This window comes from Allobosea lathyri (assembly GCF_900108245.1).
GTDB classification, from domain to species: Bacteria; Pseudomonadota; Alphaproteobacteria; order Rhizobiales; family Beijerinckiaceae; genus Allobosea; species Allobosea lathyri.
In genome coordinates this window covers 148338-167578 of record NZ_FNUY01000006.1, presented here as the reverse complement: position 1 = coordinate 167578, position 19241 = coordinate 148338, and the positions used below count along the sequence as shown (strand labels likewise).

Here is a 19241-nt window from a genome sequence, read left to right as displayed (position 1 = left end):
AGAGAAGCGGTCAGACGAGTCGCGCAGTCAGGCATTTTCAAGATTCGTAACAGCGACCGTTAATGCAGCGACTGTCGCGCTACCTTTCGTAGATTATACCTTGACTCCCCCACCCCTCCCGCCTTACCCCCGTCGACGGGACACGCCACCCCACCGTGGCGCGCCCATCTGTAAGGATGGAGACATCGATGGCGAATACCGTTCCGGCCACGCGTCCGCGCGTGCCGCATTTCTCGTCCGGCCCCTGCGCAAAGCGCCCCGGCTGGGCCCTCAAACATCTCTCTGATGCAGCGCTCGGCCGCTCGCACCGCGCCAAGGTCGGCAAGGACAAGCTGAAGCTTGCCATCGACCTGACCCGCGAAGTGCTGCAGGTGCCGGCCGATTACCGCATCGGCATCGTCCCGGCCTCCGACACCGGCGCCGTCGAGATGGCGATGTGGTCGCTGCTCGGCGCCCGCGGCGTCGACATGGTCGCCTGGGAGAGCTTCGGCGAGGGCTGGGTGACCGATGTCGCCAAGCAGCTGCGGCTCACCGATGTCCGCACCATCACCGCACCCTATGGCGAATTGCCGAACCTGAAGAAGGTCGACACGAAGAACCGCGACGTCGTCTTCACCTGGAACGGCACGACATCGGGCGTGCGCGTTCAGGATGCGAGCTGGATCGCAGACGACCGCGAGGGCCTGACGATCTGCGACGCGACCTCGGCGGCTTTCGCCCAGCGTCTCGACTGGGCAAAGCTCGATGTCACCACCTTCTCCTGGCAGAAGGTGCTCGGCGGCGAAGCCGCACATGGCATGATCATCCTCTCGCCCCGCGCGGTCGAGCGGCTGCTGACCTACAAGCCGTCCTGGCCGCTGCCGAAGATCTTCCGCATGACCTCCGGCGGCAAGCTGATCGAGGGCATCTTCTCGGGCGAGACGATCAACACGCCCTCCATGCTCGCGGTCGAGGATTATCTGGACGCGCTGAACTGGGCCAGGAAGGTCGGCGGGCTCGACGGCCTCGTGAAGCGCGCCGACGGCAATTTCCGCGTGCTCGCGAAATTCGTGCGCGAAAACGACTGGATCGACTTCCTGGCGGTGAAGCCCAAGACGCGCTCGAACACGAGCGTGTGCCTGAAATTCACCGACCCGGCCGTCACCGCGCTCGGCGCCGAGGCTCAGGCGGCCTTCGCCAAGCAGGTCGTCTCGATCATCGAGAAGGCCGGCGCCGGCTTCGATCTCGGCCATTACCGCGACGCCCCTCCCGGCCTGCGCATCTGGTGCGGCGCGACCGTGCAGTCGCGCGATCTCAAGGCGCTGCTGCCCTGGATCGAATACGCCTTCGCCGAGGCGAAGGCCGGTTTGGGCAAGAAGGCGGCCTGACACCCTGCGTCATGGTCGGGCTTGACCCGACCATCTCCAACCGGATGAGGCGCCTGCCTGCGCCTTCGCGTCACGAGATGGCCGGGTCAAGCCCGGCCATGACGCGCTTTCCCATTCACGCAAGCGCAGAGCGCCTCAGCGCCGCGCAGCCGGAGCCCATCTCATGACAGCCCCCAAAGTCCTGATTTCCGACGCCCTCTCCCCCGCCGCAGTCCAGATCTTCAGGGATCGCGGCATCGAGGTGACCTTCGATCCCAATCTCGGCAAGGACAAGGACAAGCTCGCCGCGATCATCGGCGAGTATGACGGCCTCGCCATCCGCTCGGCCACCAAGGCAACCGCGAAACTGCTGGAAGCCGCCAAGAACCTAAAAGTGATCGGCCGCGCCGGCATCGGCGTCGACAATGTCGAGATCCCCGCCGCAACCGCGCGCGGCATCATCGTGATGAACACGCCCTTCGGCAATTCGATCACCACCGCCGAGCACGCCATCGCCATGATGTTCGCGCTGGCCCGGCAGATCCCTTCTGCAGACCTGTCCACTCAAGCGGGAAAATGGGAGAAAAACCGCTTCATGGGTGTCGAGATCACCGCCAAGACGCTCGGCCTGATCGGCTGCGGCAATATCGGCGCGATCGTCGCCGAGCGCGGCATCGGCCTGAAGATGCGCGTCATCGCCTATGACCCCTATCTCTCGCCTGAGCGCGCGGTTGCGCTGGGCGTCGAGAAGGTCGAGCTCGAAGACCTGCTGAAGCGCGCCGACTTCATCACGCTGCACGTGCCGATGACCGAGAAGACCAAGAACATCCTCTCCGCCGAAGCCCTGGCCAAGACCAAGAAGGGCGTGCGCATCATCAACTGCGCCCGAGGCGGCCTGGTCGACGAAGCCGCGCTCGCCGCGCTGATCAAGTCCGGCCATGTCGCCGGCGCCGCCTTCGACGTGTTCTCCCAGGAGCCGGCCGAGACGAACCCGCTGTTCGGGCTGGAGAACGTCGTCTGCACGCCGCATCTGGGCGCTGCCACCAATGAGGCCCAGGAAAATGTCGCCCTGCAGGTCGCCGAGCAGATGTCGGACTACCTGCTGAAGGGCGCGATCACCAATGCGGTGAACTTCCCCTCGATCTCGGCTGAGGAAGCGCCGCGCATCAAGCCCTTCGTGGCGCTGGCCGAAAAGCTCGGCTCCTTCCTGGGCCAGCTCACCGAGGCGCCGGTCAAGGGCATCCGGATCGAGTATGAGGGCGCGGTCGCTCATCTCAACCTGAAGGCGATCTCGGCTGCCGCCATTACCGGCGTGCTCCGGCCCTTCCTGCCCGAGATCAACATGGTCAACGCCGCGATGATCGCCAAGGAAAAGGGCATCGTCGTCGAGGAAATGACCCGCGAGGTCGCCGGCAATCTCGAAAGCGTCATCCGCATCGTGGTCGAGGCCGAGGACATGCCGCGCCACGCGTCCGGCACCGTGTTCCAGGACGGCAAACCGCGCATCGTCGAGATCCGCGACATCCAGGTCGATGCCGAGTTCGCGCCGCACATGCTCTATGTGCGCAATGCCGACAAGCCGGGCTTCATCGGCAAGTTCGGCTCCCTGCTCGGCGAGGCCGGCGTCAACGTCGCGACCTTCAATCTCGGCCGCGACACGCCCGGCGGCGACGCGATCTGCTTCGTGGCGATCGACGACGCGGTCTCCGACGAGCTGCTCGCCAAGATCCACGAGATCCCGATGGTGAAGCGGGCGCGGCGGCTCAAGTTCTGAGCTGCCACGCCCGGAGGAACCTGGATCATCGCACCGGATACCGTATCCGACCCGATGATCCAGGCCTTTGTTTTTGCATCGACTTTCCCGAAAACCGCATTCCACTTTTCGGGTCGATGCTCTCGGTAGAAGCTGGCTCAGCTTTCGTGCAGGAAAGCGCCGTGCACCCAGCCGCTGAAATCCGGCTCGCCCTTCTTGGTCAGCACTGAGACGAGGCGCCATTGGCCGGACGCCTCGAGCATCTCGACCAATGTCCCGTCGGGCAGCGGAGTCGGCTGGCGCAGCGCATGTTCGATGCCGGGGCCAGAGCGGATGTTGAGCCCGGTCGGCGAGCGCACCACCATGCTCGGCGACCCGTCATCCGCGCGGCCCAGCACCTTGGCCTTGAACGAGGTCATGTTCCAGGCCGGTCCGGGATCCGACTTGCGCCCCGGCGAGATGTCGTCATGGCCGACGATCTCTTCGATATTATATGCGTCGCAGATGGCGCGGGCGGCCTCGATCGTCGCCTGGACCTGAGCGGACGTGAAGACCTCCCAGCCACCGTCGGGCGTGCCGAATTTGTGCCGCGCCTCGATCACCTTTCCGGCTTCGACGGCCTCGTCGGCCCATGAGATCCAGCCCGGGCCGGCGCGCCGCAACGGCCCCCAGTTCTCGATCTCGATGCCGATCGCCTCGGAGTTCAGCCCGATGATCTGGTTGCCCGCTCTGTCGACCCACCGGCTTTTACCGGCATGCCAGCCGACGACATCGAACGGCACGCATTGGATGACGGTGCCATCGCGCCGGACAACCAGATGGGCCGAGACCTCGGCAGCAGGCTTGGCGAAGTATTTTGCCGTGTCGAAGGAGGGGCCGCCGGCCGTGTAATGGATCACCAGAAAACGCGGTGTGAGCCTGCCGCCGGTATTCGGCGATTTCACGAATTCGACATTACCGGACGGGCCGGCAAGCTTGTGATTCCTGATTTTGAACATGGTCCCGTCCCCCTGCCGCGACGACGCTCGCGCGGCTATTGAAGTTTTTCGAAGAGCTTGAGCGTGAGCGGGCCCGCAGTAGCGCGCGCCTTGGCGAGATCGCCGGCGGCAGCAGTCTTCTGAGCGGGTGCGAGCTTGTCCCAGCCGCCCTGCGCGACCAGCAGCAGATTGTAGCGGGCGTTCTCGTCCCGGGTTTTCGCGGCCAGTTCGAGGGCCTTGCGCGAAACATCGGCGTCGCCGAGGTCGTAGAGAAACTCGCCGGCATAGATGCGCAACGTGCGGTCCGAATGCCCGGCCGACTTCAAGAGCAGTTCACGGTCGTCCATGCCGTGGAAGACCGCCGCGATCCGCCCGGCATCGGCCTTGTTCTGGCGCAGCATCTCGGTCATCGCGACACTGCCGCCGAGCTGGATCTGGTAATTGTCGGGTTGCTTCCGCATCGCGTCGAGGATGGCAGGCACCGCCTCGACCGAACCTTTCGCCAATGTGGCGCGGGCGGCTCGGCGGGTCGGCGTGTCGATGGCGGTCAGGTCGGTGATCGCCGAGGTGATGTCGCCCTTTGGCAAGACCTCCGGCGTCTGGGCGAAGGCAGACATTGTCGGCAACAGGCTGCTCCACGCCGTTCGTGGCTGTGCAACCGCGGGAGCGTCGTTGCAGGGGCTCGCCGCGATCAGGCCGAATTCGCCGATCTTGCGATCGTCACGATAGAGCGCCGGAGTCCTGATGGCCTTGCCGTCCGGCTGCACGCGGTCGATCTCGCGATAGCGCCACTCCATCAGCCGGTCTGAATGTACGAAGGGAAGGACGCAGGAGAGATGGACCTTGATGTCCTCGTCCTGTTCGACGCCCTCGTCGGGATTGCGAACAGTCACCGTCATCGACTGCCGGCCTATCCGATTGGCGAGGACGACGAAGTGGAACGCCTTGGTGGAGCGGTTGAACGCGCCCATGGCATCGTCCTCGATCACGACGCCGATCCGCTTCTTGGTCAAAGGCGGGATATCGGTGATCTCGCCACGCGCATAGCTTCGCTGCGCACAGCCTTTCCCCAGCGGCTGCGGCCAGCAGAAGAAATAGGAGGTCATGATGAAACAGATCGACGCGATGAAGGCGATCGAGATCGACCAGATCAGGAACCCCGCGACATAGGGCGGCGGCGTTTCGCTTTTCGTTACGGCGATAAAGATCGCCAGCAAGATCATGAAGCCGACGACAAAGACCCCGCCGAACAGAGCGAGATCGCGGTCTCCGCCGGTAAAGCTGAGCACGATGGCGATGACAGCCCCCAGCAGGGCGACTCCCGACGCCAGGCGCAGCCGGGGATCTTCCTTGATGGCATCCGTGATGAACTTCAGTGCGTCCACGAGCCGCCTCCGCCTGCCGCTGACATTTGAATTACCTTGGGTAACTCAATCGCAGAATTGCTACTATAGGTTGCATTATGATGACACGCGCCCTTCTGCGCCGCCGATCGACGCCGCCTTCGCGTCTTCGCCGTCGCGATCTATCTCGCCGGGCCGCAGGCGGATTCGAAAACCCGCGAGGCAGCCCATGCCGCCGTGGCCAAGGCGGCGGTCGCGGCGTTGCGCTGAGCTGCGCGGTTCACGCTCGGAAACGCGCCGTCATTCCGGGGCAGGCCGAAGGCCTGAGCCAGGAACCCAGAACCGCAGTTTCTGACGACCGGCCGCACTCTTCCCGCTCTATCCGGAATCCACAGCGGTTATGGGTTCCGGGCTCTTCGCTGACGCGAAGCCCCGGAATGACGGCGCGTTTCCGAGGTAATCAGGCCCTGCGCCAGGCCTCAGCGGCCCGATTTGCCCAGCCTCTCGGCGATGAAGATACCGCCGAGCACCAGCGCCAGGGCCAACGCGTGATAGAGCGCAAGCTGCTCGCCGAGGATGAAGACGGCCAGGATCGGCGCGAAAACCGGCACCAGATTGACGAAGACGCCGGCCCGGCCAGGGCCGATCAATTCCACCGCACGCAGGAAGAAGAGCTGCGACATGATCGAGGGGCCGATCGCGACGAAGGCGAGGATGAGCCAGCCCTTCATCGTCGGCCAGAAGAAATGGCCGCTCCAGATTTCGGCAAACAGCAAGGGCAGCGACATCACGCAGGCAACGATCGCCATCGCCGTGAAGAAGACCAGTCCAGGCACCGCCGGCCGCGTGCGGATGCCCACCGTGTAGCCCGCATAAAGCACGCAGGCGATGATCATCCAGAGATCGCCGGGAACGAAGGCGAAGGTCGCCAGCACCGAGACATCGCCGCGGCTCGCCGTCACCAGCACGCCCAGGATCGTCACCGTGACGCCCAGCGCCTGCAGCAAGCCGATCGGCGTGCGATAAGCAAGGAACGCCCCGATGAGAACGAATACCGGGATCGACCCCTGCAGAATGCCGATATTGATCGCCGTCGTCGAATAGGCCGCGAGATACATCAGGGCGTTGAAGACGGTGAAGCCGAGCGAGCCCAGCCCGATGATCAGCCAGCGATGCGCCAGAAGCACCGGCGCATAATGCTTCAGCTCGTGCCGCAGCATGAACGGCAGGATCGCGCAGACCGCGATCCAGCGCAGCGAGGTCAGCGCCATCGGCGAAATATTGCCCACCGCGAGCCTGCTGGCGACGGCGTTGCCGGCCCACATCAGCGTGGTCAGCGTGAGCAGCAGATAGGCGTTCGCCCAGGCTCGCTGCGGCAATGTCATGGCTGGTTGCAAAATGGGCGCCTGTGTTAGGGGGCGTGCTTATACCCTTGCGCACGCCCCGCCTCCTATGAGAGGAGGCGCAACGCTCCCCGTCGCCGGACGCAATCCGCCATGATCAGCCCATCTTCCCGCCCGCTTCGGCTGCTCGTCGTCGATGGCAACACCCGCGAGCAGCGCGAGAACCATGCCGCCGGCTATGGCACGCAGCCCGGCGAGGCCTATGCAGCCGAAGTGACGGCGATCGTGCCCGGAGCCATCACCGACATCTGCCTGCCAGCGGATGCCGGCGCGAACCTGCCCGATGGCGCCGGCCTGCAATCCTATGACGGCATCTTCCTGACCGGCTCCCATCTGCACATCTACCAGATCGAGCCGGCCGTGACGCGCCAGATCGAGCTGATGCGCGCGATCTATGCCAGCGGCACGCCCTGCTTCGGCTCCTGCTGGGGCATCCAGATGGGCGCAGTCGCGGCCGGCGGTACCGTCACCGCCAACCCCAATGGCCGCGAGGTCGGCTTTGCGCGCAAGATCACGCCGAGCGAGGCCGGGCGCAGCCACCCGCTGCTCGCCGGCCGCCCGCTCTCATTCGATGCGCCCGCAATCCATCTCGACACGATCACGCTGCCGCCGGGCGGAACGACGGTGCTGGCCTCGAACGCCTATAGCAGCGTGCAGGCGGCCGAGATCAGCCATGATGGCGGCGTGTTCTGGGGCGTGCAGTACCACCCCGAATTCCCGCTGCGACAGGTCGCCTCCATCCTGGGCCGGATGGTGCCGATCCTGATCGAGGAAGGCTTCCGCCGCGACGAAGCCTCGGCCACCGACTGGCTGACGGATCTGCACACGCTCGACGCCGAGCCCACGCGCCATGATCTCGCCTGGGCCCATGGGCTCGACGCAGAGGTTCTCGACGCCGGGCGCCGCGTCACCGAGCTGCGCAATTTCCTGAACCACCGCGTCCTCCCGCAGACGAGCGCCCGCGGCCGGGCCTGAGGGGTTCTCAGCCCTCATCCTGAGGAGCCGCGAGGCGGCGTCTCGAAGGATGCTCCAGATGGTTCGGGAGCCTCATCCGAGCATCCTTTAAGCCGCCATTCCTGAGGGAATGGCTTCTCAGAGGCCAGCCGGAAAAGCGTCCGGTCGAATCAACAACTTCTCCAGCAAAGCGCCGTCATCCCGGGCGACCGCAGGGAGACCCGGGATCCATTCCTGAGCATGGCCGACCTGCGCTCCGGAATGGATCCCGGGTCTTCGCTGCGCTGCGCCCGGGATGACGGCCTTTTCTTCGATGAAGGCGCGCCTGCTGAAAACGTAATCCTTTTCGGCTCACATCCCCCCAAGCGCACGCCGCCTCTTAACCGATAAGGCGCCGCTAAACGCATTCCGGCCCAATTCCGCCTTGGCCGCGTCGAATTCCGACCCGCCTATCACGGCCACGTGATTTGGAGGGGAACACCACATGAAAACCAGCCTTGCCGCCGCCCTGATCGTCGCGCCGAGCTTTGCGGGCGCAGCCGAAATCGAGCTGTCCTCGCGGATCGACCGCGTGACCGTCTATCCCGATGGCGCGGTGGTCACGCGGCTGGGCAAGGCCGAGCTGCTTCAGGGGGCCTCGCAGATCGTGCTGCGCGGCCTGCCGGCGACGATCGACCCGGCCTCGATCCGCGTCGAGGGCAAAAGCTATTCGGAAGGACCCGGAAACGGCGCCTTCTCGGTCGGCGCGGTCGATGTCCGCATCACCCCGGGCGAGGCCAGGCCCGTGCTGGACACTGTGATCGAAGGCAAGCTCAAGGCGTTGCAGCAGGAGAAGGCGACGCTGGAGGGCACGATCAGCGCCATCGAGACCAAGCGCGCCACCATCGAGCGCTTCGGCCAGACCGGCCCCGACAAGCTCGGCCCCGACGGCAAGGCCCTGCCTGTGGCCGACTGGCCGGCGGTGTTCGATGCGATCGGCACCGCGCTGGTCAAGGTCAATGACGAACTGCGCACCGCCCGCACCCGCGCCGGCGATGTCGCCTCCGAGATCGAAGCGCTGGAGCGCGCGAAGCCGCGCCCCGGCCGTCCCGGCGCACCGAAGCGCGACGTCGCCATCGCCGTCGAGGCGAACGCGCCGGTCGCGGCCGAATTCGCCGTGAGCTACCGCGTCAGCGGCGCGAGCTGGACGCCGGTCTATGAGGCGAGGCTCGCGACCACCACCGCCAGGCCCGAGATCAACCTGGTGCGCCGCGCCGAACTGCGCCAGCGCACCGGCGAGGACTGGAGCGATGTCGGGCTGACCCTGTCGACGACCCGCTCGGCCGGCGGAACCCGCGCGCCCGACCTGCCGGCGATGCAGGTGATGTTCTTCGAGCCCCCGGTCCTTTACGAGACCCGGCAGCGCATGGCGCCAGCCCCCATGGCCGCCGCCAGGGCCAAGGCGGCGGCTCAGGCGGCGGCCGAGGCCGAAGCCGACAAGACCGCCCGCGCCGCCGAGATGCGCCCGGCCGAGGTCGAGACGGCGCAGCTCGATGCCGGAACCTATCAGGCGAGCTTCCAGGTGCCGGGCCGGGTCGCGATCCCCCAGGATGGTTCCTCGAAAACCGTCATCCTCAGCCAGAGCCGCATAGAGCCTGCCCTGTCGGCCCGCATCACGCCGGAGCTGGAGGAGACCGCCTATCTCGAAGCCGCCTTCATCCATGAACAGGAGGCGCCCCTGCTGCCGGGCGCCGTCTTCCTGCACCGCGACGGCACTTATATCGGGCGCGGCCAGATCGGGCTCGTCGCACCCGGCGACAAGGTCGAGCTCGGCTTCGGCGCCGACGACAAGCTGAAGGTCAGCCGCGCGCCGGTGCGCCGCCGCGAGAACGAGCCGACCTGGCTCGGACAGAGCCGCACCGACCTGCGCGAATTCAGGACGGTGGTGAAGAGCCTGCACGCGCAAGCCGTCAAGGTGACCGTGACCGAGCGCGTGCCCTTCTCGGAAAGCTCGGCGATCACCATCGAGACGATTGCCGCACAGACCACGCCGCCAACCGAAAAGCAGGTCGGCACGAGGCGCGGCGTTTCGGCCTGGACCTTCGATCTCGCGCCCGGCGCCGAGAAGGAGATCAAGCTCGCCTACCGCATCAAATGGCCTGGTGATCGCGAGGTCAGCTACGCGCCGCAGCCGCTGCCCGAGGCACGTCCGGTCAACTGACAGGCTGAATGGCAGCTCAGAGACTGTTTGATTCAGACCTCATCCTGAGGAGCCGCGAAGCGGCGTCTCGAAGGATGGTTCAGGAGGCTCCCGAACCATCTGGAGCATCCTTCGAGACGCCATTCCTGACGAAATGGTCCTCAGGATGAGGGCTGTAGGAATTTCCAAACGGGCACTCAGGCCGCCATCTCCAGCTCGCGCCGGCGGCCGAGATGCTCCATCCAGTCGACGAATTTCGGATCGGCCTTGATCTGATGGCCGTAATGCCGGCGCAGGGCTGCAACCAGCCGGCCCTGCCGGCCGAGCTGCTCGTCGGCGAAGCCGATCATCAGCGAGTTCGGCCAGGCCTGCGGGCGCACTGCGCGCAGGCGCTCGAACAGCCCATCCTCCGATTCGTCGGGATTGACCTGCGCCAGCAAGGACAGCATCGCCGCCGTCGAGCGCGAGATGCCCATATGGCAATGCACCAGCAGATGCCCCTCGACGCGGCCGGAGGCGGACTGCTTCAGGCTCTCGCCGAAACGCAGGATGTCGGCGACATGCGCGGCCTGCGGCACGATCTTGCCCGTCGCGGGATCGATGATGTCGTGGAAGCGCAGCGTCACGCGGCTGTGCTCGCCATATGTCCCGAAAGCCTCGATCTCCGGCAGGTCAGGATCGAGCACGGACAGGACATGCGTGACCTTGCGCGTGCTCTGCAGCACGAGTTCGTCGATGCCGCAGATCGTCAGCGTGGAGATGGCGAGGGATTTCATCGAAAACACCGGCTGGCTTGGAAGCTGGACCGACCATTGAGGCGGCCGTGTCCAGTGTCGTCTACCGGCGACATCCGGTTGGATCAACCGACAGGAACAACACGCTCCCATGCAACGAGGGAGCCTCGCAAATCCTGCGCCGGCTTATCCCACCTGCGACCCTGCCGCCGGGAATGGCTCCATCAGGATGTAGCTGCCCTCAGCCCTGCGATATTCGTCGATCAACGGAACTAGCCGTCTGAAATGCTCGGTCTGGCAATGCGTCTCAAGCGCCTGATGATCAGGCCATTCCTCGATGAAGACGAAATGCCCCGCATCCTTCTGGTCGATGAAAAGATCATAGGAGATGCAGCGCTGCTCTTCTCGCGTCCTGTCGACGAGTTCGCGGTAAAGCGGCGTGACGACCTCGACGAATTCAGGCTTGATAAAATCCTCGGCGATCACCTTCAGCATGAAGCCGTCCTAACCTCGTTCTCTCTTTGCGCGATGGCGCTCGGCCTGAAAACGACAGGCGAGCGCCACCTCATCCACGAGACGATGGTCATGTCGTGACAGCATCACAGCACCCGACGTTCGCATGGAAAGGCTGCCACAGACCCAGAAACAAACGCGTTTCCTGTCCCATTCGCCCGCCGACAGGAGACCGGGCGACAGTGCGATGCAGCCGCGATCTTGACCTCGCCGCATTGTTGGCCCATGAGGGCTTGCAAGGAACTGCCCCGAAACCCCGGCCTTGCGTCGGGGTTTTTCATGTGTGCGGCGCTTGCTACTGATCACGCTGGCAAGACAAGCAGGAAACCTTGAACCATGGCGAATGTGGTGGTGGTCGGAGCCCAGTGGGGCGACGAGGGCAAGGGCAAGATCGTCGACTGGCTGTCGAGCCAGGCCGATGTGGTCGTGCGCTTTCAAGGCGGCCATAATGCCGGCCACACGCTAGTCATCGACGGCGTCGTCTACAAGCTCTCGCTGCTGCCGTCGGGCATCGTGCGCCCCGGCAAGCTTTCGGTCATCGGCAACGGCGTCGTGGTCGACCCCTGGCACCTCGTCGAGGAGATCGAGCGGCTGCGCAAGCAGGGCGTCGCGATCAGCCCGGTCAACCTGCGCGTCGCCGACAACGCCACGCTGATCCTGCCGCTGCACCGCGAGCTCGACCATTTCCGCGAGACCTCGAATGCCGGCCTGAAGATCGGCACGACCAAGCGCGGCATCGGCCCGGCCTATGAGGACAAGGTCGGCCGCCGCGCCATCCGCGTCATCGACCTCAAGGACCCCGCGATCCTTGAGGCCAAGATCGAGCGCATGCTGGCCCATCACAACGCGCTGCGTCGCGGTCTCGGCATCGCCGAGGTCGACGCCGTCGAGCTGCTGGCGCAGCTGAAGGCGATCGCGCCTGAGGTGCTGCCCTATGCCGACACGGTCTGGGCGCTGCTCGACGCCGAGCGTCGCGCCGGCAAGCGCATCCTGTTCGAGGGCGCGCAGGGCGCGCTGCTCGATGTCGACCACGGCACCTACCCCTTCGTGACCTCCTCCAACATCGTCGCCGGCCAGGCCGCGACCGGTTCGGGGCTGGGACCGTCTGCCGTCGGCTATGTGCTGGGCATCGCCAAGGCCTATACGACCCGCGTCGGCGAAGGCCCCTTCCCCACCGAGCTGTTCGACGAGACCGGCGAGCTCATCGGCCAGAAGGGCAAGGAATTCGGCGTCGTCACCGGGCGCAAGCGCCGCTGCGGCTGGTTCGACGCCTGCCTCGTGCGCCAGACGGTGAAGACCTCGGGCATCGACGGCATCGCGCTGACCAAGCTCGACATCCTCGACGGCTTCAAGGAAATCAAGGTCTGCACCGGCTACAGGCTCGACGGCGACATCCTCGAGCATCTGCCCGCCGGCCAGAGCGATCAGGCCCGCGTCGAGCCGGTCTATGAGACGATTGAGGGCTGGGAAGGCTCCACCGCCGGCGCCCGCTCCTGGGCCGACCTGCCGGCACAGGCGATCAAATATGTCCGCCGCATCGAGGAATTGATCGGCGCCACCGTCGCGGTGCTGTCCACCAGCCCCGAGCGCGACGATACGATCCTGGTGCACAACCCCTTCGAGGGTTGACGGAACCGCCCAACAGCGACAAGTGAGGCCAATGGCCGATTTCTATCCCATCCTGGCACGGGCGGTCGCCGGTCTGCCCGATCCATCGCCGGAGGCGCGTCGCGCCATCTACGATCGGGCCAGGACCGCGCTCGTGACGCAGCTGCGCAGTCTCGACCCGCCGCTCGGCGAGGCCGAGATCATGCGCGAGCGTCTCTCGCTCGACGAAGCCGTGGCGAAGATCGAGGCCGATTACGAACCCGCGCCTGCGCCAGCCGCGGAGGAGCCCCCGCTATGGGCGCCGGAGCCGGCCCCGCAGACCGAAGCGCCCGGACCCTCGCCGGTCGAGAAGCAGGCCGAGTTCGCGCCGCTGCCCTCGCCGGGGGACCGGGATTTCGACGAGCTGCCGCAGGACAACCCCGAGCCGCAGCCGATGCGACCGCGCGTCGCGCCGCCGCGCGAGGCCCGGGTCAATCCCGGCCATGTCCGCACCGCGATCGTCGGCACCGGCGTGGCCATCGCCGTGGCCGCCATCGCTGCCGCCGCCTATTACGTCAACAAGGTCAAGGCGCCGGAGATGGCCGCGCGCCATGTCGAAAGCCCGGCCCAGCCGGCGCAGCCCGATAGCGGCGGCAAGATCAACGAGCGCGTCGGCGAACCCGGCGCGACATCTCCGACACGCCCCGGCGGAACGGCGACCGCACCCGCTCAGGGCAGCGACATCGCCGTGGCCCAGCGTGCCATCCTCTACATCGAGGTGCCCGAGAACCCGCAGCAGCCGCGCGCCATCACCGGCCGCGTCTTCTGGCGGCTGGACAGCGAGAGCGCCGGCCAGGGCCGCCCTGTGGAAACGATCGTGCGCGCCACGATCGACATCCCGGAAGAGGGTCTCGGCCTCGACTTCACCATTCGCCGCAACACCGACACGGCCTTCCCCGCCTCGCATATCATCGGCCTGCGCTTCACCAGCACGGGCGATCCGGCGACGCAGGCGGTGCGCGAGGTCGGCGTGCCCCAGTTCAAGACCGATGAGGGCGAGCGCGGCGCGCCGCTCTCGGCGATCAATTCCGCGCTGGGCGACAACCTCTTCGTCGCGGCGCTCTCGAACGTGCCCGTCGAGGTCGAGCGCAATCTGGACCTGATCCTGAACCGCAGCTGGATCGACGTGCCCGTGCGCTTCGCGTCGGGCCGGCGCGGCATAATCACCTTCGAGAAGGGTTTTTCGGGAAGCCAGACGCTCACCGACGCCTTCAACCGCTGGCGCTGACGCATGCTGTGTTGGCTCGGAAACATGCCGTCATCCTGGCCAGGCGGCCCCCGGGTCCTGCCTTCGGCAGGCCCGAGGACAGGCTCCGCCGCGCAGCTCCGGGATCCATCGTAGAGCGCCGATTCTGGCAATGACTTGGCCCTACGATGGATCCCGGGCCTCCGCTTCGCTGCGCCCAGGATGACGGCGTGTTTCCCCGGAGAATCATCAAGCTCTGGCCGTCCAGTTCCGGCGTCAGCCGTCAGAATCCTGGCGATCACGCATGTGCTGCTCCGCACCCGTCTGATGGGCCAGCCACGGCTCCCGGCGAATGGTCCAGAGCTCATAGCCTGGCATGAGCGCGCTGGGCGGGCCGTCCAATGTGCCAAGCTTGATTTCGATCTCGTCGGAATCGTCGCTCCAGCAAAACAGCGATGAACCGCATTTCGGGCAGAAGCGATCGCCTCCCGCCCGGCTCTGCCAGCATCCGAGTTCGCCCGACAGGGTTGCGCTGGCCCTGGGCCAGATCCCGAAGAAGGAGAAAGCCGAGCCCGACTCCTTGCGGCAGGTCTCGCAATGGCAGATGCCGACGCGGATGGGCTCGCCATCGAGTTCGTAGCGGACCTGTCCGCAGTTGCAGCCCCCCGAAAGCTTCATCGTAACCTCACGCGTTCTGGGCGTTTCGCCGTCATGGACGATGGACCAACGACGCCAGGTCCGGGGCGGTTCCAGAGACCGTGCTCGAATACTCCGGCGCCCTGCAAGTTCTTGGTATACGGGGAGCGCCTGATGAACGTCTGCCTCCGAGCCATTGCGGAAGCTCAACATCAACCACGAGCAATTGGCCTACCTGTTCTCCATTGTATGGCTTAGACTCGCCGCATGGGACTATTGACCTTCAGCATCAACGTCACCCTGGACGGCTGCGTCGACCACCAGGAGGGAATCGCCGACGACGAGACGCACGCCTTCTTCACCCGCCTTATGGACGAGGGCGGGGCGATGCTGTGGGGTCGCGTCACCTACGAAATGATGGAGAGCTACTGGCCGGCAGTCGCCCGCGGCGACGAGGAGGCGCCGCCGGCGATACGCGAGTGGGCGGTCAAGCTGGAGGCCAAGCCGAAATACGTGGTGTCGTCGACGCGAAAGGCCTTCCCTTGGACCAACAGCCACCACATCGCCGGCGATCTGCACACCGGCGTGCAGAGGCTCAAGGACGCGACCCCGGCCGGCGTGCTCCTGGGTAGCGGTAAGCTCGCGACCGAGCTGGACCGGCTGGATCTGATCGACGAGTACAATCTCCTCGTCCACCCCAGGATCGCCGGCCACGGGCCAACCCTCTACCAGAGCGGGCTGCCCAGTACGCGACGGCTCGAGCTGATCTCGGCCACCCCGCTCCGCAGCGGCGCCGTCGCCATGCATTACCGGCGCGCCCGCTGATCCAGAGCAGCCTCTGCGCACTCGGCTCGCGCGCCGCAGGAAGCCGTCTCGCCGCGCAACACGGCATACCCGCTGCTGCCAATGGGAGCTCAGGCCGGAGCCTTGTGGGCAATGGCGGCTTCCCACCCACACGGACGCTTCAGAAAAGCTCCCTGAGGCCGCCGGGCGTCTCGATCTGCGCCCGATAGCGTAGCTCCGCCCCCCAGATGACAATGGGTGGGCGGTCGATGACCAGGTCCTGCAACAGCGCCACGATCAAAGCTGCGTCGGGGTGCTCGAGCGAAAATTCCCGCAGACGGGCGCCGCGGTCGGCAATGGCGGCCATCGATCGTGGCGTACCTCGCCGGTCGATGATCGATGGGGCAGCCCCACCGAAAGGAAGGGAACCGTCATCGGGAATTGCGAAGTGGAACGAGGGATCGTTGATCGGGAGCGAGACCTTGCGGCCGAAGACGTTCTCACGATCCTTCAGAAGCCCGTCCATGTCGTCGGTTCCAGCGACCCAGCCTCGCAGCCGGCAGCCGGCGTCCCACTCCCGCCTGACGCGTTTCTGATCGTCGAGACCAAACCAGCGAGCCCGCCCGGGATGGCCGGCATCGGGATCAAGCGCAACGATCTCAAGATAAACCGAACCTCCCAGCTGAAGCAGGTGGTTGTAGGTGCCCATATAGGCATGGCGCTGACCGAAGGGCACATCGATGTCGAGGCATGCACGAACGTGATCGCGACCTTCCGCCAAGGTCGGAGCGATGACCGTGAGGTGATCGAGCTTGAGCATGCTCTTTCAATGAAGTCGGGCGCGTCCGCTGTCCACCCGCTGCGGCCGTATCGACGGAAACGACGCGCTGGAGCGCGATGATGTGATCTGGAACCACGCCGTCATCCTGGACAAGCGGCGAAGCCGCGCAGATCCGGGATCCATCATGGGGAACCGAGCTCTACGATGGAGCCCGGGTCGACCTCCAGTCGCCCAGGATGACGGCGTGTTTCGACCTGAGACCACCCTCTCTAGCTCTTCCGCTCGGCCGCGAACCGTGCCGCCGCGCGCAGCGTGTCGGCTTCCGCCCCGAACCCTGCCAGCGCCGCGACCGCCTCCTCGCTCAGCCGGTCGCGCTCGCGCTTGGCGCCGTCGAGACCCAGTGCCGCAACCAGTGTCGCCTTACCCTTGTCCTGATCCTTCGCCGTCGCCTTGCCGAGCTGCTCGGGGCTGGCCTCGACATCGAGAATGTCGTCGGCGACCTGAAAGGCCGCACCAAGCGCCCGGCCATAACGCTTCAGGGCAGTGAGTTGCGATTCGGGAGCGCCGCCCAGCAATGCGCCGATCTCGACGCTGGCCATCAGCAGGGCCCCGGTCTTCATCGCCTGCAGCTGGCGGATCTCGGCCTCGCCGAGCACGCTCGCCTGTCCTGAGCCAAAACGGCCCTCCGCCGCGAGATCGAGCATCTGGCCGCCCGCCATGCCGCCCAGCCCGGCAGCCCGCGCCAGCGCCAGCACAAGCGCCGCGCGCACCTCGCCGGAAGGGTGAGTCACCGCATCCGCCATGACGTCGAAGGCCAGCGTCAGCAGGCTGTCTCCAGCGAGAATCGCGGTGCCCTCATCATAGGCCTTGTGCACGGTCGGCCGGCCCCGGCGCGTATCGTCGTCGTCCATCGCCGGCAGATCATCATGCACCAGGGAATAGCAGTGCAGGAGTTCGACAGCCGCGCCGGCCCGCAGCGCCTGCGGCATGCCCACGCCGAACAGCCGGGCGCTTTCGACCGTCAGGAAGGGCCGCAGCCGCTTGCCGCCGCCGAGAGCGCCATGCCTCATGGCCGCGACCAGGCGCGGCGGCCGCGCGATCTCGCCTTCCAGCAGATCGGGCGAGAGCAGGCCGTCGAGAAGGGACTCGATCGCTTCGGCGGTTTGCGCAAGCCGGACGGCAAGGCCATCATCGGCATGGCGGGGGTGGGAGGAACTCATGCGGGGGCCTCGCGTTCGCCAACCGGGCGGGCTTGCCGGAGCGGGACCGAACCGTCAAGTCAGGTGGCGACGAACGGGATGCCACACAGCAGACGCCAGCCTTTCGCGGGCGTCCCGCTCCAGTTCTGGGTGAGTCGGGGGGACAGGAATGACGGATGCGCGACGACCCTCGCGGCGGGGCATTATCGCCCGCGCCCTGCGCTGGCTCGTGCTGGCCGTCGTCATCCTGATCGCCGGACTGATTCTCGGATTGCTGGCGTACCGCGTCCTGCCCGTGCCCTCGACGCTGATGCTGGGCCGCTGGCTGACCTTGCAGCCCGTCGAGCGCCAATGGGTTCCGCTCACGCAGATATCGCCCGCGCTGGTGCGGGCCGTCATCGCCTCGGAGGACCAGCGCTTCTGCAGCCATGCGGGCGTCGACTGGATCGAGCTCAACGCGGTGCTCGACGACGAGGATGGGCCGAGTCGCGGCGCTTCGACGCTGACCATGCAGACCGCCAAGAACGTCTTCCTCTGGCCGGGCCGCTCCTACCTCCGCAAGGGGCTGGAAATCCCGCTGGCGCTGGCGATCGATTTCGCCTGGCCCAAGCCCCGGATCATCGAGGTCTATCTCAATGTCGCCGAATGGGGCGACGGAATCTTTGGGGCGGAAGCCGCGGCGCAATATTATTTCAAGAAGCCGGCTGCCCGCCTGAGCGGCGCGGAGGCAGCGCGCCTCGCCGGCGCCCTGCCCAACCCAATTCTGCGCAATCCGGCGCGGCCGAGTCGGGCTCTGCAGGCTGCCGCCGGGAGGGTGCAGCGGCGTGTTGCCCAGCTCGGCCCGCTTGGCGATTGCGCCCTGCCGGACTAAGAAAAGTCATGGGAGCCCGTTCAAGAAAGCGGAGCTGATCGATGGCGCGCACCCACTTTTTCGCATCTCGCTCTAGCCATCCTGCAACCGAGCGTGTATGGGCAACGCCATCACGAGATTGATCCGTCGTCGTGGCGGTGGTGCGGCTTGGTAGCCTGCGCTTCCGGACGGCGGCACGATGGAGAGTTACTATGGCCGTTCCGAAGAGAAAGACGTCGCCGTCGAAGCGTGGCATGCGCCGCTCGGCCGACGCGCTGAAGCAGCCCACCTATATCGAAGACAAGAACTCCGGCGAACTGCGCCGCCCGCACCATGTCGACCTGAAGTCGGGCATGTATCGCGGTCGCCAGGTGCTGAAGGCCAAGACCGAAGCGTGAGGCTTCGAGAGGGACAGGCGAACGCCTGAACCTCGCCAGCCTGCCTTCAAAAGCGTTCAAGCCGGCCGCAAGGCCGGCTTTTTCCGTTTGCCTGGAACGCGCCTATGATCTTCCGCGCGTCATTCCGGACAAGCCGCGTCAGCGGCGCCGATCCGGAATCCATCGTAGAGTTCAGCGGCCTCCGATGTATTCCGGGTCTCCGCTTCCCTGCGCCAGAATGACGGCGCGGGACATGTCATGAGACAGCTATTGAAGTCGTCGAGTTCTTTTCGAGAAAGGCTCTGAGGCGCCGCAAGCCGTATCTCGGAGGGCGAGGGCTCGGAACCTGTCCAGACCGGCTTTTGGATTCAGGTGAGCCGCCGATTCGGCCAGCGCCAGGCAACCGCCGCGCATGAAGCCGTGCGATAGTGCTGCGCCGCAACCCCCGGCGTTTCCCGCCCGCGCCGCGCGAAAGGCCCGATCTCGGCCTGTGCAGCCGCGAGCTGCAGGAGCAGCATCGCCGAGCCCGCAGCGGCCCGGGCCTCACCACCCTCCCGATCTCCGATCTCCGCCATGTGCC

Annotated in this window: 18 protein-coding genes; 9 read left to right on the top strand and 9 right to left on the bottom strand. The window is 66.1% G+C overall.

Translation table 11 applies throughout. The features are described from left to right. Positions 1-188 precede the first annotated feature (188 nt). Both C4S73_RS15660 and serA read left to right on the top strand, forming a co-directional pair. Positions 189-1367 (top strand): phosphoserine transaminase, encoded by a 1179-nt coding sequence (locus C4S73_RS15660; protein ID WP_103873614.1) that lies wholly within the window; start codon positions 189-191, stop codon positions 1365-1367. Between the two features lie 163 nt (positions 1368-1530). Continuing rightward, positions 1531-3120 carry a phosphoglycerate dehydrogenase gene (serA, locus tag C4S73_RS15655; RefSeq protein WP_103873447.1) on the top strand — a complete coding sequence of 530 codons (1590 nt, stop codon included), beginning with the start codon at positions 1531-1533 and terminating at the stop codon, positions 3118-3120. A gap of 137 nt (positions 3121-3257) precedes the next feature. Here the strand turns inward: serA and C4S73_RS15650 are convergent, their stop codons facing one another. The 3 genes from C4S73_RS15650 to C4S73_RS15640 form a co-directional block, all read right to left on the bottom strand. Continuing rightward, a complete protein-coding gene (locus C4S73_RS15650) occupies positions 3258-4097 on the bottom strand; it encodes an N-acetylmuramoyl-L-alanine amidase (protein WP_103873446.1) in 840 nt (279 codons plus the stop codon). Positions 4098-4132: 35 nt separating this feature from the next. Continuing rightward, positions 4133-5461 (bottom strand): hypothetical protein, encoded by a 1329-nt coding sequence (locus C4S73_RS15645; RefSeq protein ID WP_103873445.1) that lies wholly within the window; start codon positions 5459-5461, stop codon positions 4133-4135. Between the two features lie 437 nt (positions 5462-5898). After that, the gene (locus tag C4S73_RS15640) at positions 5899-6804 is read right to left on the bottom strand and encodes a DMT family transporter (RefSeq protein WP_103873444.1); all 906 of its coding nucleotides are present in this window, start codon (positions 6802-6804) and stop codon (positions 5899-5901) included. Positions 6805-6915: 111 nt separating this feature from the next. On the opposite strand from C4S73_RS15640, the gene C4S73_RS15635 reads away from it, so the two are divergent. Then, positions 6916-7797, top strand: coding sequence for a type 1 glutamine amidotransferase (locus C4S73_RS15635; protein WP_103873443.1), 882 nt, complete (start codon positions 6916-6918; stop codon positions 7795-7797). Between the two features lie 463 nt (positions 7798-8260). Then, on the top strand, positions 8261-9976 hold the full coding sequence (locus C4S73_RS15630) for a mucoidy inhibitor MuiA family protein (protein ID WP_103873442.1): 1716 nt from the start codon (positions 8261-8263) through the stop codon (positions 9974-9976). Between the two features lie 176 nt (positions 9977-10152). Here C4S73_RS15630 and C4S73_RS15625 read toward each other — a convergent pair whose 3' ends face one another. Together C4S73_RS15625 and C4S73_RS15620 are read right to left on the bottom strand one after the other, a co-directional pair. Beyond that, on the bottom strand, positions 10153-10731 hold the full coding sequence (locus tag C4S73_RS15625) for a tyrosine phosphatase family protein (RefSeq protein ID WP_103873441.1): 579 nt from the start codon (positions 10729-10731) through the stop codon (positions 10153-10155). Between the two features lie 144 nt (positions 10732-10875). Further along, a complete protein-coding gene (locus tag C4S73_RS15620) occupies positions 10876-11184 on the bottom strand; it encodes a putative quinol monooxygenase (RefSeq protein WP_103873440.1) in 309 nt (102 codons plus the stop codon). Between the two features lie 354 nt (positions 11185-11538). Here C4S73_RS15620 and C4S73_RS15615 point away from each other — a divergent pair, with 354 nt between their 5' ends. Together C4S73_RS15615 and C4S73_RS15610 are read left to right on the top strand one after the other, a co-directional pair. Beyond that, positions 11539-12831 carry an adenylosuccinate synthase gene (locus tag C4S73_RS15615; protein ID WP_103873439.1) on the top strand — a complete coding sequence of 431 codons (1293 nt, stop codon included), beginning with the start codon at positions 11539-11541 and terminating at the stop codon, positions 12829-12831. Positions 12832-12862: 31 nt separating this feature from the next. Beyond that, positions 12863-14077, top strand: a complete 1215-nt coding sequence (locus C4S73_RS15610) for a histidine kinase (RefSeq protein ID WP_103873438.1) — start codon at positions 12863-12865, stop codon at positions 14075-14077. Positions 14078-14311: 234 nt separating this feature from the next. On the opposite strand, the gene C4S73_RS15605 is transcribed toward C4S73_RS15610, so the two are convergent. Further along, complete coding sequence (locus tag C4S73_RS15605; RefSeq protein ID WP_103873437.1) at positions 14312-14713, bottom strand: GFA family protein; 402 nt, start codon at positions 14711-14713, stop codon at positions 14312-14314. A gap of 225 nt (positions 14714-14938) precedes the next feature. Between C4S73_RS15605 and C4S73_RS15600 the strand changes: the two genes are divergently transcribed. Next, positions 14939-15496 carry a dihydrofolate reductase family protein gene (locus C4S73_RS15600; protein WP_103873436.1) on the top strand — a complete coding sequence of 186 codons (558 nt, stop codon included), beginning with the start codon at positions 14939-14941 and terminating at the stop codon, positions 15494-15496. 139 nt (positions 15497-15635) lie between these two features. Here the strand turns inward: C4S73_RS15600 and C4S73_RS15595 are convergent, their stop codons facing one another. Next, positions 15636-16274 carry a VOC family protein gene (locus C4S73_RS15595; RefSeq protein WP_103873435.1) on the bottom strand — a complete coding sequence of 213 codons (639 nt, stop codon included), beginning with the start codon at positions 16272-16274 and terminating at the stop codon, positions 15636-15638. A 230-nt stretch (positions 16275-16504) separates the two neighbouring features. Continuing rightward, positions 16505-17455 carry a polyprenyl synthetase family protein gene (locus tag C4S73_RS15590; RefSeq protein WP_103873434.1) on the bottom strand — a complete coding sequence of 317 codons (951 nt, stop codon included), beginning with the start codon at positions 17453-17455 and terminating at the stop codon, positions 16505-16507. Between the two features lie 148 nt (positions 17456-17603). Here C4S73_RS15590 and mtgA point away from each other — a divergent pair, with 148 nt between their 5' ends. Beyond that, positions 17604-18305, top strand: coding sequence for a monofunctional biosynthetic peptidoglycan transglycosylase (mtgA, locus tag C4S73_RS15585; RefSeq protein WP_103873433.1), 702 nt, complete (start codon positions 17604-17606; stop codon positions 18303-18305). A 191-nt stretch (positions 18306-18496) separates the two neighbouring features. Continuing rightward, entirely contained in the window at positions 18497-18682 is a 186-nt protein-coding gene (gene rpmF, locus C4S73_RS15580) for a 50S ribosomal protein L32 (RefSeq protein ID WP_043233137.1), read from the top strand. 347 nt (positions 18683-19029) lie between these two features. On the opposite strand, the gene C4S73_RS15575 is transcribed toward rpmF, so the two are convergent. Beyond that, on the bottom strand, positions 19030-19236 hold the full coding sequence (locus C4S73_RS15575) for a hypothetical protein (protein ID WP_103873432.1): 207 nt from the start codon (positions 19234-19236) through the stop codon (positions 19030-19032). Positions 19237-19241: the final 5 nt, after the last annotated feature.

What these genes read in the sequence shown, in the direction of transcription:
- C4S73_RS15590 (WP_103873434.1), bottom strand. Translation starts at nt 17,455, where the DNA reads ATGAGTTCCTCCCACCCCCGCCATGCCGATGATGGCCTTGCCGTCCGG.
- C4S73_RS15635 (WP_103873443.1), top strand. Translation starts at nt 6,916, where the DNA reads ATGATCAGCCCATCTTCCCGCCCGCTTCGGCTGCTCGTCGTCGATGGC.
- C4S73_RS15660 (WP_103873614.1), top strand. Translation starts at nt 189, where the DNA reads ATGGCGAATACCGTTCCGGCCACGCGTCCGCGCGTGCCGCATTTCTCG.
- C4S73_RS15615 (WP_103873439.1), top strand. Translation starts at nt 11,539, where the DNA reads ATGGCGAATGTGGTGGTGGTCGGAGCCCAGTGGGGCGACGAGGGCAAG.
- C4S73_RS15610 (WP_103873438.1), top strand. Translation starts at nt 12,863, where the DNA reads ATGGCCGATTTCTATCCCATCCTGGCACGGGCGGTCGCCGGTCTGCCC.
- C4S73_RS15630 (WP_103873442.1), top strand. Translation starts at nt 8,261, where the DNA reads ATGAAAACCAGCCTTGCCGCCGCCCTGATCGTCGCGCCGAGCTTTGCG.
- C4S73_RS15625 (WP_103873441.1), bottom strand. Translation starts at nt 10,731, where the DNA reads ATGAAATCCCTCGCCATCTCCACGCTGACGATCTGCGGCATCGACGAA.
- C4S73_RS15595 (WP_103873435.1), bottom strand. Translation starts at nt 16,274, where the DNA reads ATGCTCAAGCTCGATCACCTCACGGTCATCGCTCCGACCTTGGCGGAA.
- C4S73_RS15640 (WP_103873444.1), bottom strand. Translation starts at nt 6,804, where the DNA reads ATGACATTGCCGCAGCGAGCCTGGGCGAACGCCTATCTGCTGCTCACG.
- C4S73_RS15575 (WP_103873432.1), bottom strand. Translation starts at nt 19,236, where the DNA reads ATGGCGGAGATCGGAGATCGGGAGGGTGGTGAGGCCCGGGCCGCTGCG.
- mtgA (WP_103873433.1), top strand. Translation starts at nt 17,604, where the DNA reads ATGACGGATGCGCGACGACCCTCGCGGCGGGGCATTATCGCCCGCGCC.
- rpmF (WP_043233137.1), top strand. Translation starts at nt 18,497, where the DNA reads ATGGCCGTTCCGAAGAGAAAGACGTCGCCGTCGAAGCGTGGCATGCGC.
- C4S73_RS15620 (WP_103873440.1), bottom strand. Translation starts at nt 11,184, where the DNA reads ATGCTGAAGGTGATCGCCGAGGATTTTATCAAGCCTGAATTCGTCGAG.
- C4S73_RS15605 (WP_103873437.1), bottom strand. Translation starts at nt 14,713, where the DNA reads ATGAAGCTTTCGGGGGGCTGCAACTGCGGACAGGTCCGCTACGAACTC.
- serA (WP_103873447.1), top strand. Translation starts at nt 1,531, where the DNA reads ATGACAGCCCCCAAAGTCCTGATTTCCGACGCCCTCTCCCCCGCCGCA.
- C4S73_RS15600 (WP_103873436.1), top strand. Translation starts at nt 14,939, where the DNA reads ATGGGACTATTGACCTTCAGCATCAACGTCACCCTGGACGGCTGCGTC.
- C4S73_RS15650 (WP_103873446.1), bottom strand. Translation starts at nt 4,097, where the DNA reads ATGTTCAAAATCAGGAATCACAAGCTTGCCGGCCCGTCCGGTAATGTC.